Consider the following 14,620-nt stretch of genomic DNA (forward strand, 5'->3'; position numbering starts at 1 on the left):
ACGGGCAACCGGAGGGGAGACGCCATCATTCCTCGACACTCCGGTCCTGCCCGGGAACGCGGCGCACGAGTGATGCTCACGGCCCTGTCGTCGCTCTGCCGCAAGGGGCTCCGGGCGCGACAGCGGATTCGGAACCATCGCTACAATCGCTGGGCGAGGGCGCATAGCTCAGTTGGTCAGAGCGCATCCCTTACAAGGATGATGTCGTCGGTTCGAGTCCGTCTGCGCCCACCCGCTCGTCAGCACCGATTTGGTGCTTGCCGGTGGCCCGCTGGGGTCTTCTCGCAGAGCTGGCACCGGATTGCATCGGAGGGACTGGAAGTTTTCGCCCTGTACCCGGTACAGCCGTGGCAAGGGCGCCGCGACACTGGTTCTGGGGAATGTTCGGCCTGATAGACGCCAGAGCACAGTCTCCTCAGGGCTGGCCCACGGCGTCTCGGGCGACGCACACGGCAGTGGCCCCGTCGATCACTCGACGGGGCCACCATTCATCACCTCATCCCAGCGGATGTCCCGCCGGGCGGTCCTTCATCCCGTGGAGCCTCAGGCCTCCTCGGAACCCTCGACCTGGATCGGGGCGTCCACACCGCTGATGGCGATCTTGCGCGGCTTGGCCTCCTCGGCCACCGGGATCGTCAGTGTCAGCACGCCATCGGCGTAGTCGGCGTTGACGTTGGCGAGGTCGAGGCCGCCGCCCAGTGTGAGCTGGCGGGCGAAGCTGCCCGTGGTGCGCTCACGGCTCACCCAGCGGTTCTTCTCGCCGGACTCGATCTCGACGGGCTTGCGTTCTGCGGTGACGGTCAGCGTGCGGTCGTCGATGCCGACCTCGATGGTGCTCGGATCCACACCCGGCAGGTCCAGCTTCGCGATGAAGTTGTCACCCTCGCGGTAGAGATCCATCGGCATCAGTCGCGCGTCGCGGGCCACTGTCCTGGCGGCCTGCTCGAAGAAACGATCCAGCTCATGGAAGGGGTTGTACAACATGGTGCTCATTGTGTGCCGTCCTTAGTGAATCCTCGTGGCCCGGGAGTCTCCCTGGCCAACAGCTTCCGCGCGATAGCCCAATCATCGCGCTCACCTTGAGTAACCTGGACTCAACTCTGATTATTCCCCTTGAGTCGCTCCGACTCAACTTTTTTCGGAAGGAATCCAGGGCAGCCGGCGGACACACGGAGGGGTCCTCCAGGCCATGGCCTGGAGGACCCCTCCTGTCTCGTGCGTATCGTCTCAGGACCGGTGCGCCGTGTGCGAGCGGACGATCCGGCACGCCTGCCAGTCCGGGGACACCTCGACGACCCCCGTGGCGGTGAGCCCGGCGACCGAGGCGCCCTCGGAGACGTCGATCGGCTTGACGTACCCGGGCCGGCCGATCTTCGGGGTCAGCAACCAGATGTAACCGGTGTCGGACAGATCACGCAAAGCATCGACCAAGGCGTCGGCGACGTCGGTGTCGTCACGCTGCCACAGGATCACCGCGTCGACGGCTTCGACCGCGTCCTCGATCAGATCCGCATCAATCTCATCCATGATGTCAGCGCGCAGATCCTCGTCGACATCATCGTCCCAGCCCAGTTCCTGAACGACCATGCCGGGACGCAACTTGAGTAGTTCGGCTCCCCCCATCGAGGTGGATGACTTGTCAGTACTGCCTGCCATGGCACTACTTCACCACATGTGACCTTCCCCGTGCTCACCGGGACGCGCTCTGACTGGCCTTGCGACGAGGAGAGCGCCGGGGACCTTCGCGCCGCCCCCGGAACACCCTCCGAAGAACGCGCGGTGGGCACGACCGACGCCGGGAGGGGTCGGTTCGGTGACCCCTCCCGGCGCGAACAGCCCGGCTCGCGAGGTCAGTCCTCCTCGCCGGGGACGACGGCAGCGGCCGAGACGTCGAGCAGCCCGTACCGATCGGCTGCCTGCTGAGCCCACTCGCCGGGCGCCTCACCGCGGCGAGCGAGCGCCTGCAGGGTGGCCACCACCATCGACACGGCGTCGATGTGCAGGGTGCGGCGGGCGGCGGCACGGGTGTCGGAGAAGCCGAAGCCGTCGGCGCCGAGCACGGTGTAGTCGGTGGGCACCCATTCGCGGATCTGGTCCTGGACGGCCTTCATGTAGTCGCTGGTGGCGACCACCGGACCGGGCCGGCCGGACAGTTTCTGGGTGACGAACGGGACGCGCTGGGCGAGCTCGGGGTGCAGGAAGGCCTGTTCGTTGCACTCCAGGCCGTCACGGCGCAGCTCGCCCCAGCTGGTGACGCTCCACACGTCGGCGACGACGCCCCAGTCGTCCCTCAGCATCTGCTGGGCCTGCAGGGCCCACGGGACGCCGGGCCCGGAGGCGAGCAGCTGGGCCCGCGGCGCGGCCGGGTCGACACCCTCCATCGAGCCCTCGCGGAGCAGGTACATGCCCTTGAGAATGCCCTCGACGTCGACGTTCTCGGGCTCGGCCGGCTGCTCCATCGGCTCGTTGTAGGTCGTGATGTAGTAGGCGATGTCCTCCGGCTCGTCGCCGTACATGCGCCGCAGGCCGTCCTCTACGATGTGGGCGAGCTCGTAGCCGTAGCACGGGTCGTAGCTGACCAGCGCCGTGTTGGTGCTGACCAGGATCGGCGAGTGACCGTCCATGTGCTGGGTGCCCTCACCGGTCAGGGTGGTGCGGCCCGCGGTGGCGGCGATGTAGAAACCCCGGCCCAGCTGGTCGGCGGCGGCCCACATGGCGTCACCGGTGCGCTGGGCACCGAACATCGAGTAGAAGATGTACACCGGCACCATCGGCTGGCCGTGCGTGGCGTAGCTGGTGGCGGCGGCGGTCCAGGCCGCCACCGAGCCGGCCTCGTTGATGCCGGTGTGCAGCAGCTGACCGTTGACGGCCTCGCGGTAGCTCAGCATGAGGTCGTGGTCGACCGGCGTGTAGTTCTGGCCATTCGGGTTGTAGATCTTGCTCGTGGGGAAGAACGAGTCCATGCCGAAGGTACGGGCCTCGTCGGGCAGGATCGGCACGACGAACGGACCGAAGTCCCGCTCCCGCATGAGATCCTTGAGAATGCGCACGAAGGCCATCGTCGAGGCGATCTTCTGGTGGCCCGAGCCCTTCTTGATCGCCTTGTAGGCCTTCTCACCCGGCAGGACGAGCCTCTTGCCGTCGGTACGGCGCTCGGGCAGGAAACCGCCGAGTGCGCGGCGGTGCTCGAACATGTACGACATGGCCGGGGAGTCGTCGGGCTCCTTGTAGTACGGCGGCAGATAGGGATCGGCCTCGAGCTGGGCGTCGCTGATCGGGATGTTGCAGCGGTCGCGGAGCGCCTTGAGGTCGTCCAGGGCCATCTTCTTCATCTGGTGGGTCGCGTTGCGCCCGGCGAAGTGCGTGCCCAGCGCGTAGCCCTTGATGGTGTGGACGAGGATGACCGTGGGGGCGCCATTGAACTCCATGGCCGCCTTGTAGGCGTTGTAGATCTTCTTGTAGTCATGGCCGCCGCGGCGCAGCGCCCAGATGTCGTCGTCGCTCCACTCCTCGACCATGGCCGCGGTACGGGGGTCCTTGCCGAAGAAGTGCTCGCGCACCCAGGCCCCGTCGTTCGCCTTCATGGTCTGGTAGTCGCCGTCATTGGTGACGTTCATCAGGTTGACCAGGGCGCCCTCGGTGTCCGCCTTGAGCAGCGGGTCCCAGTTCTCACCCCAGATGACCTTGATGACGTTCCAGCCGGCGCCGCGGAAGAATGCCTCGAGCTCCTGGATGATCTTGCCGTTGCCGCGGACCGGGCCGTCCAGACGCTGCAGATTGCAGTTGACGACGAAGGTCAGGTTGTCCAGACCGTCATTGGCGGCGAGCTGGAGGGCGCCGCGGGACTCGACCTCGTCCATCTCACCGTCGCCGAGGAAGGCCCAGACGTGCTGGCGGCTCGTGTCCTTGATGCCGCGGTTCTCCAGGTAGCGGTTGAACTGGGCCTGGTAGATCGCGTTGATCGGGCCGAGGCCCATCGAGACGGTCGGGAACTCCCAGAAGTCGGCCATGCGACGCGGGTGGGGATAGCTCGGCAGGCCCCTGCCGCCGCGGGGCCGGGAGTACTCCTGGCGGAAGCCGTCGAGATCGGCCTCGGTGAGACGACCCTCGAGGTAGGCGCGGGCGTACAGGCCCGGACTGGCGTGACCTTGGAAGAAGATCTGGTCACCGCGGTCCTCGGAGTCCTTGCCGCGCCAGAAATGGTTCATCCCCACCTCATAGAGCAGCACGGCACTGGCGTAGGTGGAGATGTGGCCGCCGACACCGAGCCCCGGGCGCTGCTGACGGTGCACGGTGACCGCGGCGTTCCAGCGCAGCATGTGGCGGATCCGCTGCTCGAGCTTCTCGTCACCCGGGTAGGGCGACTCCAGTGCGGCGGGGATCGTGTTGACGTAGTCGGTGGAGACCAGTGAGGGCAGGCCGATGTAGCGTTCACGGGCCCGCTGGTTGAGCCTGAGCATCACATAGCGGGCCCGGTTGTGACCGTCCGCATCGATCATCGCGTCGAGGGAATCGACCCACTCACGGGTCTCCTCCGGATCGGTATCGGGCAGATTCGTGGGCAGACCGTTGAAGATGGGGCCACGTTCCTGGCGAGGAATCACGCTGTCGTCCTTTCACCTCAGCTGTTCGACGGCGAACAATGCCGACGGGTTGTCCCTATCTTCCAACCCGCAGGTGACCCCACGTACCAAAACGCAACCAGCCCTCAGCGTAATTGGCCCGACCAGCACTGCATCACGCCTCACCGACCTGGACCGACAGCCGGCGTGGGCACGGGCGCGGTGACCCGCCGCAGGGCTGTCAGGGCACATCGATCAGGGCCGTGGCACCTGACCCGAGGATGCCCCCGGATGGCTCGACCGGTGCGACCACCACATGACCAGTGGCCGACCGGTCCGATGCCGATCTCACGACAGGACCGCCCGTCAGGAAGCTCTTCGGGGCGTCGTTAACATACCGCGCGACAAGAAGGGAACTCAGACATGTCCATCTTCGCCGAACTCGAAGCGGCCCCGTACGATCCGATCTTTCACCTGACCGATCTGTTCAAGCAGGACACCGATCCTCGCAAGGTGAATCTCGGCGTGGGCGTCTATCAGGACGACAACGGCAAGGTGCCGCTGCTCAAGTCGGTCGAGATCGTGCAGAAGCAGATGGCCGATGACCCCGACCCGTGGACCTATCTACCGCTGAGGGGCTGGGAGCCCTTCAACGAGGCGACTCAGAAACTCGTCTTCGGTGCCGGCTCCGAGCCCGTGACATCCGGCCGGATCGCCACCGTCCAATCGCTGTCCGGCACCGGGGCGCTCCTGCTGGGCGCGGACTTCTATCATCACCAGGTCAACCGGGACGCCGGCATGATCGCCTCGGACCCGACCTGGACGAACCACCACGCGCTGTTCCGCTACGCCGGCTACCGGACCGGCTCGTACCGCTACTACGACGCGACCAACCACTGCATCGACGTCGACGGCATGCTGGCCGACATCAGGGCCGCCGAACCCGGCACGGTCGTGCTGCTGCACGCCTGCTGCCACAACCCCACCGGCTACGATCTGGACCCCGACCAGTGGGCCCCCCTGATCGAGGTACTGGCCGAGCGTGAACTGATGCCCTTCGTCGACCTGGCCTACGAGGGCTTCTCCCGTGGTCTCGAGGAGGACGCCGGCATGGCCCGGGCATTCGCCGAGGCCGGCCTGAGCTTCTTCGTGGCAAGCTCCTTCAGCAAGAACATGGCCATGTACGGCGGTCGGACCGGCGCGATCCATGTCGTGTGCGCAAACGCCGATGAGGCGTTCCGGGTCAAGAACCATCTCGCCCGCACCGTGCGCAGCCTCTACTCGAATGCACCGTTTCAAGGCGCCACGATCGCCGCGACGATCCTCAACGATCCCGAGCTGCGCGCCACCTGGGAGGAGGAGGTTGCCGTCATGCGCGTCCGCATCGCCACGATGCGCGCCCGCCTGCTCGAGGCCCTCGAGGCCAGGGGCATCGAGGACATGGGCTTCATCACGCGCCAGGCCGGCATGTTCAGTCTGTCGGGCCTGACCCCTCAGGAGATGGTCCGGCTGCGCAAGGAGTTCCACGTCTACGGGCTCGACAGCGGCCGGCTGTGCATGGCCGCTCTGAACAGCCGCAACGTCGAATACGTCGCGTCCGCGATCGCCGAGGTCCACGGGCACTGACATGGGACCGGGCCGGCCGGCCCGGCAACACACGGCACTCGCCGGGCCGGCCGGCTCGCGCCGATTAGGCTGGCGTCACTCGGGCGCTCCCCTCAGGGAGTCTTTGGCACCGAGGTCTCATTCATTAAGAAAGGCACAACGCAATGCAGCTGCGCAAGGACGCCCAGTGGAGCCTCGTCACCCCGACCAGCATGGGGGTACGGATCAGCCCGGCCTCCGGTCAGCCGGTCCAAGCCGCCGATCAGTTCGCGCTTCACGTGACGAGCGCCGAGACCAATGTCGGCTCGATCCCGAGCCATCTCGGCGAGCCGGTGAAGGTTCTCACGAATTTCGTGGCGGGCTCCCCCATCGCCCAGCTCATCAAGGCGAACCTCGCCAGCCGCCACATGGCCTACGAGGGCCCCGACGTGCCGCAGGGCGGCGCCTGGGGCTACCGTCACCAGTTCAACATCGCGGACTCGGGCTACGGCAACCGCGGCGCCCGCGTCTGGAACGACCGCGCCGGCGAGGTCGGCCGCATCCTGGACGCCAAGGACTTCGACCTGGACCGCATCTTCGGTTCGGAGGGCGTCAAGATCGTCCACATGTCCGGGCTGATCGCCTCGCTGAGCCCCCAGACCTGCCAGTTCTGCCTCGAGGTCGCCCGTACCGCCAAGAAGTACGGCACCGCCGTCAGCTTCGACCTCAACTACCGTGCCTCCTTCTGGGAGGGGCGGGAGGCCGAGCTGCGCGCGGCGTTCACCGAGATCGCCGAGCAGTGCACCGTGCTCGTCGGCAACGAGGAGGACTTCCAGCTGGCCCTCGGCCTGCAGGGTCCTGAGGCGGGCGGAAAGGGCCTGGCCGGCAAGATCGACGCCTTCAAGGGCATGATCGAACAGGCCCATGAGCGTTTCAGCGGTGTCGAGTACTTCACCACCACGCTGCGCGAGGTCGTCAACACCAACGAGCACATGTGGGGCGCCATCTTGTGGAATGACGGCACCTTCCACGTCGCAGAGCCCCGCCCGATCGGCGTCCTCGACCGTATCGGCGGCGGCGACGCCACCGTCGGCGGCATCCTCCACGGCCTGCTCCGGGACTGGGACGCCGAGAAGTGCATGCAGTTCGGCTGGGCCAGCGGAGCCCTGGCCACCACGTTCCTCACCGACTACGCGATCCCGGCCGACGAGGATCAGATCTGGGCCATCTGGAATGGCAACGCCCGCATCAAGCGCTGACGACGAGCCGGCCGGGCCGACTGACGGGCGTTCCCCGGAACCGCCGCCCCACGAGCGGCCCGGCGCGGGGCTGTCGCGCGCACTGCCCCCGCAGCGTCGTGACGAAATCGTCACGACGCTGCGGGGGCACGTCGGCTCACTGACGACGAAGGTGGTCGAGGCCATGGAGGCCCGCCACAGCTGGTTCCGCCGGCTCGGGGCCGAGGACCGCAGTTGGATCACCATCGTCGCCCGCGCCGGCATCGACAACTTCATGGCGTGGTTCGCCGACGCCGGACGGGCCGCCGATCCCGGTACCCTGTTCAACGCCGCCCCGCGAGCGCTGACCCGCAAGGTGAGCCTGCACCAGACGGTCGACCTGGTGCGTACCACGATCAACGTCGTCGCCGAACAGGTCGGCGAACTCGTCCCCCCCGATGACCGACCCGCCCTTGAGCTCGCGATCACCCACTTCTCCCGCGAGGTGGCCTTCGCCACCGCCGAGGTCTACGCCAGAGCGGCCGAACTGCGCGGAGGCTGGGACGAGCGCATGGAGGCCCTCATCGTCGACGCGATCGTCCGCGCCGAGACCGACGACCTGGTCGTCTCGCGCGCCTCGGCGCTCGGATGGAACACCCTCGGCCCCGTCTGCGTCATCGCCGGGCCGCGCCCAGCAGAACCCGACCTCGAGTCCCTGCGCACTGCGGCCAGCGCCCGGGACCTCACCGTCCTGGCCTCGGAGCAGGGCGGACGCATCATCGTCATCGTCGGCGGCGCTCTGCTGACGGACACCGCCGCCTCGGTGCGCCTCGCACAGGACCTCGAGGAATACTTCGGCGCCGGGTCGATCGTCGTCGGCCCGCTCGTCAAGGCCCTGCCCCAGGCGACCGACTCCGCCCAGAACGCGCTGTCCGCCTCACGAGTCGCCCATGCCTGGCCAGAGGCCCCGCGGGTCGTCGCCTCGTTCGAGCTGCTGCCGGAACGCGCCCTGGCGGGGCACCCCGCTGCGCGACGCAAGCTGGTCGATGACGTCTACCGGCCGCTGGTCGCGGCCGGCGGCGAACTGCTCGCGACGACCATCGGCTTCCTCGACAACGGCTGTGCCATCGAACCCACCGCACGGGCCCTGTTCGTGCACGCCAACACGGTGCGTTACCGACTGCGCAAGGTCGAGGAGATCACGAGGGTGAATCCGCTCGATCCGCGTCAGGCTTATGCACTGCACCTGGCGATCACCCTGGGACGCCTCATGGTGACCGATCCCGCATCTGGTTCACGGTAAGGAAGAATGTCCCGGTCTCCATAAAAAACGGGCCGATTCGGCCCGATCATCGCGGCCCGCTTTGTATACTTCCCACAATGACTCACCGACTTTTTTCGTCGGGATGACATCCGCTCGGCACCCCGCATCCGGGGCAGGATGGTGTCATGCTTGTGATCGTCGCCCCCGGGCAGGGCGCTCAGACGCCCGGATTCCTGACCCCATGGCTCGAGATCGATGCCTTCGCACAGGGACTCTCCCAGCTCTCGGAGGTCACGGGGCTGGATCTCGCCGAACTCGGCACCAGCGCCGACGCCGACACGATCAAGGACACCGCGGTGGCCCAGCCGCTGCTCATGGGCGCGGGGCTGTACGCGGCCCGCGTGGCGGCCCCTCAGTTCGAGCTCGGCCTGTTCTCCCTCGCCGACGCAGCCGCCGGCCACAGTGTCGGCGAGATCACCGCAGCGGCCGGGGTGGGTGTCCTGGACCCGAAGCAGGCCGCGCTCTTCATCCGTGAACGCGGCCGGGGCATGGCAGAGGCCTCCGCGGTCCGGCCCACCGGGATGACAGCGGTCGTCTCCGGTGACCGTGACGAGGTCCTGGCGCGCATCGCCGAGTGCGGTCTGACGGCCGCCAACCACAACGGATCCGGCCAGATCGTCGCCGCCGGAACACTCGAGCAGCTCCAGGCCCTCCGCGACGAGCCGCCGAGCCGCGCCCGCGTGGTCCCGCTGGCCGTCGCAGGCGCCTTCCACACGGACCACATGGCGCCGGCCCAGCCGAGGCTGGCGGAGTTGGCCGCCACGATGACCACCGCCGACCCCGCCACCAGGCTGCTCAGCAACCGTGACGGCCGGGTCGTCGCCTCCGGCGCCGAGTACCTGCAGCGCCTGGTCGACCAGGTCACCACACCGGTCCGCTGGGATCTGTGCATGGACACCATGCGTGAACTCGGCGTCACCGGCCTGCTCGAACTGCCCCCGGCCAAGACCCTCACGGGGATCGCCAAGCGCAACCTCAAGGGCGTCGAGCTCTTCACCTTCAACACACCTGACCAGATCGACGAGGCGCTGGCCTTCTGCCAGGAGCACGCCGGCACCGCGGCCCAGGAGGCCTGACCCATGACGATGACACTGAACACCACGACCGGCGCCCAGTACGCCCGCATCCTCGGCACAGGTTCCTACCGCGGTTCCCGGGTGGTGACCAACGAAGAGATGTGCACCATGATCGACTCGACCCCGGAGTGGATCGAGCAGCGCACCGGTATCAAGGAGCGTCGCTGGGCGACCGAGGACGAGACGCCGCTGTCGATGTCGGCGCAGGCCTGCCGCAACGCCATGGAGATGGCCGGCGTCCGCCCCGAGCAGATCGGCGCCATCATCTTGTCCACGGTCTCGCACCATCACCCGTCCCCCTCCCTGGCCGACTATCTCGCCCGCGAACTCGGCTGCCCCAACCCGGCGGCCTTCGACATCTCGGCGGCCTGCGCCGGCTTCTGCTACGGCGTCGGCCTGGCGGATTCGCTGATCCGCGCCGGACAGGCCGGGGATGACGGCCTGGTCCTCGTCGTGGGGGTCGAGCGGCTGTCCGACATGATCAACATCAACGACCGCGGCACCGCGTTCATCTTCGGTGACGGCGCCGGAGCCGCCGTCATCGGCCCATCGCAGACGCCCGGCATCAGCCCGACCGTCTGGGGCTCGAAGCCGGAGAACGTCGAGACCATCGAGATCGAGAACTGGCTCGCCGGAGCCGGCCACGACACCGGCTACCCGTTCATCACGATGGATGGCCGCACGGTCTTCAAGTGGGCCCTGGCGGAGGTCTCCGGGCACGCGGCCCGCACCATCGAGCTGGCCGGCATCACGCCCGAGGAGCTGGACATCTTCCTGCCTCATCAGGCCAACGACCGCATCACCGACGCGCTCGTGCGGCACCTGCACCTGCCCGAGAACGTGACCGTCGGCCGTGACATCGCCGAAATGGGCAACACCTCGGCCTCGTCCATCCCGATCGCCTTGGACCGCATGATCCGCGAGGGCAGGGCGACGAGCGGCCAGACCGCGCTGATCATCGGTTACGGCGCGGGTCTCACCTACGCTGGTCAGGTCATCGTCATACCCTGATCTGGCCGGCACCCAGCCGTACGCAATCTCCAATCCGACACTCACCACGAGAAGAAAGGGCCGATCATGGCTACCAACGAAGAGATCCTGACCAAGCTTGCCGAGATCGTCAACGACGTCGCCGGTGTCCCGGTCGAGGACATCCAGCCCGACAAGAGCTTCATCGACGACCTCGACATCGACTCCCTGTCGATGGTCGAGATCGTCTACGCCCTCCAGGAGGCCTTCAACATCGACATCCCGGACGAGGACGTCAAGGGCCTGAGCACCGTCGCCGAGGCCGTCGACTACGTCGAGAAGGCCCAGAAGGCCTGAAGACAGCACCTCGGCAGATCCACGTCACTCACCCACATCATTCGAAACCCACATGGAGGACCAATGAGTACCATCGTCGTCACCGGACTGGGGGCGCTGACCCCGCTCGGCAACGACGTTGCAAGCACCTGGGAGGGGCTCCGCAACGGCCGCAGCGGCATCAGCACGATCGAGCAGGAGTGGGCAGCGGACCTGCCCGTGCGTTTCGCCGGGCAGGTCGACGTGGACGTCGATTCCCTGCTGCCCCGCGTCGAGGTCCGTCACCTGGACCGCTCCAGCCAGCTGGCCGTCATCGCGGCCCGCCAGGCCTGGGAGGACGCCGGGCTCACCTTCAGCCCCGAGAACGAGACCGATCCCGATCGCCTCGCCGCTGTCGTCGGGACCGGCATCGGTGGCCTGCAGAGCACGATCTCGCAGTGGGAGGTCATGCGGACCAAGAGCTCGCGTCGCGTGAGCCCCTTCACGGTCCCGATGCTCATGTCCAATGCACCGGCCGCCAATGTCGGCCTGCGGATCGGCGCCCGCGCCGGGGTCCACACCACGGTCTCGGCCTGCGCCTCCTCGAACGAGGCCATCTCCCTGGCCCTCGACATGCTGCGGGCCGGCCGCGCCGACATCGCCCTCACCGGCGGAACCGAGGCGGTCATCCACCCACTCACCATCGTCTCGTTCGCCCAGATGCAGGCGCTGTCCAAGCGCAACGACGAGCCGCAGCGGGCCTCCCGCCCCTGGGACGGGGGCCGCGACGGCTTCGTCATGGGTGAGGGCGCCGTCATGCTCGTCCTCGAGACCCTCGACCACGCCCTGGAGCGCGGCGCCACGATCTACGGCACCCTCGCCGGCTCGGGCATCAGCGCCGACTCCTACGACATGGTCAAGCCCGACCCGAGCGGTCAGGGGCAGAGCGCCGCCATGCGCAAGGCCCTCGCAGACTCCGGCCTGACCCCTGCCGACATCAACCACGTCAACGCGCACGCGACCTCGACCCCTGCCGGTGACACGACGGAGGCGCACAGCATTCGCGCCCTGTTCGGTGAGGACACCGACCACGTCATCGTCACGGGCACCAAGTCGATGACCGGCCACCTGCTCGGCGCCGCCGGCGCCCTGGAGACGATGGCCACCGTCCTGGCCCTGCACGACCGGGTCGTGCCGCCCACGATCAACCTGGATGACCCGGAGGACGACCTGCGCGTCACCATCGCGGCGAACACCGCCGCCGAGCTGCCAGCGGAGGGACGCCTGGCCGCGCTGAACAACTCGTTCGGTTTCGGCGGGCACAACGTCGCCCTGGCCATCACCAACGATCACGTCTCCAGGTGATCCGACCGAATGGCCCCATCGCGGCGGGGGCGGAAGGTGACGAACCCTTCCGCCCCCGCCGCGTTCAGTCGAAGATCCTGCCGGTACGGCGGCGTTCCAGCCAGTCGACGAGATGGTCGGTGATCTCGTCCCGGTTCGTCTCGTTGAGCAGTTCGTGGCGGGCGCCCTCCCAGACCTTGCCGACGACGTCGGTGAGCCCGGCGATGCCGTACTCCCCCACGATCTCCTCGACCGCACCGTCCCGGCAGCCGACCGGGTCGGCGCTGCCGCCCATGACGAGCACCGGGAGTTCCCGGCTCACCAGGGCGACGTGGCTGCGTGAGTGGACCCGGGACTGGTTCGTGAGGATCTCGTCGAAGAATCCGTCGCTGCAGTCGAAACCGCACCAGGGATCGGCGATGTACTTGTCGACCTCGGCCTCGTCCCTGCTCAGCCAGTCGTACGGGGTGCGGGCCGGTTCGAAGGGCCGGTTGTAGGTCTTCGTGTTGACGCGGCTGATGACGGCGCTGATGTGCTCGCGCCCGCGCAGTCTCGCCTCGGCGCGGGCCATCCGGCGGCCCACGGCCGCCGTCGCCTCCCTGTTGAGGACCGGCCCCGACAGGACGAGCCCGTCGATGCCCTCGGACCAGCGCATCGCGTACTCGCGGGCGAGCATCGAGCCCATCGAGTGGCCGAAGAGGAACTGCTTGACGCCTGGGTGGCGGCGGACGGCCAGCTCGTGGACGGCGTGCAGGTCCTCGACGACGACGGACCAGCCGTTGCGGGGCCAGACGCCGGCCCGCTCGAGGTGACCGGCGGTGCCGCCGTGACCGCGGTGGTCACTGGCGTAGACGCCCCAGCCCGCCGCCGTCAGGGCGCGGGCGAACCGGTCGTAGCGCTTGGAGTGCTCGGCCATGCCGTGGCTGATCTGCAGGACGGCGAGCGGCTCGCCGGCCGGCAGCCAGGCACGCACGAGCACGCGTTCCCCGTCGGGGCGGGTGATGCGTCCCGCTTCGACGCGCGGCCCCTCGGTGCGGGGCTCGCCGGGATCGTGCTGCTGGGTGCTGACCATTCCCCGAGCATAACGGTGCCGGGCCTGCTCGGGAACCCGGCTCCCGCCGGCCGTGGGCACCGGGGAGGCGGACCGCCGGGGCTCAGACGGCCCGGTGGAGCCACCGCACGGGCGCGTCCTCGCCGGCGTGGCGGAAGATCTCGAGTTCGTCGTCCCAGGCGGTACCGAGCAGCTCGCTGATCGCCTCGTGAATGCCCTCGCCGCCGAGGGCCTCCTTGGCCACGGCTGCGCGCAGCCTGTTCTCGCTCACCTGGATGTCGCCGAACTCGTCGGTGGTGGCGCGGAAGACGCCGAGCGAGGGCGTGTAGCAGTACCGCTCGCCGAGCCCATCCGGCCTGGCCTGGCTCGTCACCTCGAACCGGAGCGCCCGGCAGCGCATGAGGGCCGAGACGATCTGGGCGCAGGTGCCCTCGTCGCCCTCCCAGATGCTCTCGGCGCGCATCGTTCCGGGCTGGGCGCCCTGAGGGGTCCACTCCAGTGTCACGGGGGTGCCGATGACGGCGCTGATGGCCCACTCGATGTGCGGGCACAGCGCGGCCGTGGCCGAGTGGATGAAGATCTCGCCACGTGCGTTCCGGGCCATGTCGGCTCCTCTCGTCGATCAGGTGTGCCTTCCCCAGCAGCCTGTGCGAGACGGTCCTCATGGCTTCGTGTTGTTCGCCGGCCGGTGGCCGGTGCTTGTCGGTGCGATTGTGCCCCAGTTCCAGCCGACACGCCAAACCGGGACGGATCGGGTGTCACCGGTACGGGTTCACCCGACCGGTCCGGGGGACACGATGATCTGCTGCAGGCGGCTGGGCTTCGTGGCGATCCAGCCCTGACGCTCACCGGGCGCCAGGTAGACGACGTCACCGGCGATGACGGTGCAGGTCCGCTCCCCCACCGTCAGTTCGAGTTCGCCGTCGAGCAGGGTGATGACCTCGGCGTCGGGTTCCCGGTGGGGGTCTATCGACTGGCCCTCGTCGAGGGTGAAGCAGACGACGCGGACCGCCGGGTTGTCGACGACGACGCGGGACAGCGTGGACTTGGTGAGCTGCGGCAGTTTCGCGGCCAGCCCCAGGCTGGTGACGCTCTGCGTCACAGGTGTTGCCTCCATGATCCTCATCCTTGTCATGACGAGGTGACCGGTCAACGACCGGCGGCCCGGGCCGCCCGGT

At 68.1% G+C, this 14,620-nt stretch carries 13 protein-coding genes and 1 tRNA gene; 8 read left to right on the forward strand and 6 right to left on the reverse strand.

What is annotated here, in order from left to right:
• Positions 1–157: 157 nt before the first annotated feature.
• Positions 158–231: transfer RNA gene (locus D9T14_RS03810), tRNA-Val, on the forward strand.
• 312 nt (positions 232–543) lie between these two features.
• Here the strand turns inward: D9T14_RS03810 and D9T14_RS03815 are convergent.
• From D9T14_RS03815 to aceE, 3 genes are all read right to left on the reverse strand, one after another.
• The gene (locus D9T14_RS03815) at positions 544–993 is read right to left on the reverse strand and encodes an Hsp20/alpha crystallin family protein (RefSeq protein WP_119160814.1); all 450 of its coding nucleotides are present in this window, start codon (positions 991–993) and stop codon (positions 544–546) included.
• Positions 994–1,227: 234 nt separating this feature from the next.
• Positions 1,228–1,656 (reverse strand): DUF3052 domain-containing protein, encoded by a 429-nt coding sequence (locus D9T14_RS03820; protein ID WP_374955767.1) that lies wholly within the window; start codon positions 1,654–1,656, stop codon positions 1,228–1,230.
• Positions 1,657–1,850: 194 nt separating this feature from the next.
• Positions 1,851–4,604, reverse strand: a complete 2,754-nt coding sequence (aceE, locus tag D9T14_RS03825) for a pyruvate dehydrogenase (acetyl-transferring), homodimeric type (RefSeq protein WP_119160816.1) — start codon at positions 4,602–4,604, stop codon at positions 1,851–1,853.
• A 381-nt stretch (positions 4,605–4,985) separates the two neighbouring features.
• Between aceE and D9T14_RS03830 the strand changes: the two genes are divergently transcribed.
• From D9T14_RS03830 to fabF, 7 genes are all read left to right on the forward strand, one after another.
• Positions 4,986–6,188, forward strand: a complete 1,203-nt coding sequence (locus tag D9T14_RS03830; protein ID WP_119160817.1) for an amino acid aminotransferase — start codon at positions 4,986–4,988, stop codon at positions 6,186–6,188.
• Positions 6,189–6,331: 143 nt separating this feature from the next.
• Positions 6,332–7,405: a sugar kinase gene (locus D9T14_RS03835; RefSeq protein WP_119160818.1), complete on the forward strand. Its 1,074-nt coding sequence runs from the start codon at positions 6,332–6,334 to the stop codon at positions 7,403–7,405.
• Positions 7,380–8,666, forward strand: coding sequence for a PucR family transcriptional regulator (locus tag D9T14_RS03840; protein WP_119160819.1), 1,287 nt, complete (start codon positions 7,380–7,382; stop codon positions 8,664–8,666). Before D9T14_RS03835 ends, D9T14_RS03840 begins: the two co-directional genes overlap by 26 nt.
• A gap of 146 nt (positions 8,667–8,812) precedes the next feature.
• Positions 8,813–9,763 carry an ACP S-malonyltransferase gene (locus D9T14_RS03845; RefSeq protein WP_119160820.1) on the forward strand — a complete coding sequence of 317 codons (951 nt, stop codon included), beginning with the start codon at positions 8,813–8,815 and terminating at the stop codon, positions 9,761–9,763.
• Between the two features lie 9 nt (positions 9,764–9,772).
• Positions 9,773–10,774 carry a beta-ketoacyl-ACP synthase III gene (locus tag D9T14_RS03850; RefSeq protein ID WP_119160896.1) on the forward strand — a complete coding sequence of 334 codons (1,002 nt, stop codon included), beginning with the start codon at positions 9,773–9,775 and terminating at the stop codon, positions 10,772–10,774.
• Positions 10,775–10,840: 66 nt separating this feature from the next.
• Positions 10,841–11,089 carry an acyl carrier protein gene (locus D9T14_RS03855; protein WP_259340961.1) on the forward strand — a complete coding sequence of 83 codons (249 nt, stop codon included), beginning with the start codon at positions 10,841–10,843 and terminating at the stop codon, positions 11,087–11,089.
• Between the two features lie 63 nt (positions 11,090–11,152).
• Positions 11,153–12,412, forward strand: coding sequence for a beta-ketoacyl-ACP synthase II (gene fabF, locus D9T14_RS03860; RefSeq protein ID WP_119160822.1), 1,260 nt, complete (start codon positions 11,153–11,155; stop codon positions 12,410–12,412).
• A 64-nt stretch (positions 12,413–12,476) separates the two neighbouring features.
• Here the strand turns inward: fabF and D9T14_RS03865 are convergent, their stop codons facing one another.
• From D9T14_RS03865 to D9T14_RS03875, 3 genes are all read right to left on the reverse strand, one after another.
• Positions 12,477–13,463, reverse strand: a complete 987-nt coding sequence (locus D9T14_RS03865) for an alpha/beta hydrolase (RefSeq protein WP_119160823.1) — start codon at positions 13,461–13,463, stop codon at positions 12,477–12,479.
• 82 nt (positions 13,464–13,545) lie between these two features.
• Positions 13,546–14,046: a DUF3145 domain-containing protein gene (locus tag D9T14_RS03870; RefSeq protein WP_119160824.1), complete on the reverse strand. Its 501-nt coding sequence runs from the start codon at positions 14,044–14,046 to the stop codon at positions 13,546–13,548.
• A gap of 168 nt (positions 14,047–14,214) precedes the next feature.
• Positions 14,215–14,559: a cupin domain-containing protein gene (locus D9T14_RS03875; protein WP_119160897.1), complete on the reverse strand. Its 345-nt coding sequence runs from the start codon at positions 14,557–14,559 to the stop codon at positions 14,215–14,217.
• Positions 14,560–14,620: the final 61 nt, after the last annotated feature.

Origin of the sequence: Propionibacterium australiense, from assembly GCF_003666605.1 — a bacterium.
GTDB lineage: Bacteria > Actinomycetota > Actinomycetes > Propionibacteriales > Propionibacteriaceae > Propionibacterium > Propionibacterium australiense.

Coding starts and splice junctions, on each gene's coding strand:
- D9T14_RS03815 (WP_119160814.1), bottom strand. CDS start 993: ATGAGCACCATGTTGTACAACCCCTTCCATGAGCTGGATCGTTTCTTC.
- D9T14_RS03820 (WP_374955767.1), bottom strand. CDS start 1,656: ATGGCAGGCAGTACTGACAAGTCATCCACCTCGATGGGGGGAGCCGAA.
- D9T14_RS03830 (WP_119160817.1), top strand. CDS start 4,986: ATGTCCATCTTCGCCGAACTCGAAGCGGCCCCGTACGATCCGATCTTT.
- D9T14_RS03835 (WP_119160818.1), top strand. CDS start 6,332: ATGCAGCTGCGCAAGGACGCCCAGTGGAGCCTCGTCACCCCGACCAGC.
- D9T14_RS03840 (WP_119160819.1), top strand. CDS start 7,380: ATGGCAACGCCCGCATCAAGCGCTGACGACGAGCCGGCCGGGCCGACT.
- D9T14_RS03845 (WP_119160820.1), top strand. CDS start 8,813: ATGCTTGTGATCGTCGCCCCCGGGCAGGGCGCTCAGACGCCCGGATTC.
- D9T14_RS03850 (WP_119160896.1), top strand. CDS start 9,773: ATGACACTGAACACCACGACCGGCGCCCAGTACGCCCGCATCCTCGGC.
- D9T14_RS03855 (WP_259340961.1), top strand. CDS start 10,841: ATGGCTACCAACGAAGAGATCCTGACCAAGCTTGCCGAGATCGTCAAC.
- fabF (WP_119160822.1), top strand. CDS start 11,153: ATGAGTACCATCGTCGTCACCGGACTGGGGGCGCTGACCCCGCTCGGC.
- D9T14_RS03865 (WP_119160823.1), bottom strand. CDS start 13,463: ATGGTCAGCACCCAGCAGCACGATCCCGGCGAGCCCCGCACCGAGGGG.
- D9T14_RS03870 (WP_119160824.1), bottom strand. CDS start 14,046: ATGGCCCGGAACGCACGTGGCGAGATCTTCATCCACTCGGCCACGGCC.
- D9T14_RS03875 (WP_119160897.1), bottom strand. CDS start 14,559: ATGGAGGCAACACCTGTGACGCAGAGCGTCACCAGCCTGGGGCTGGCC.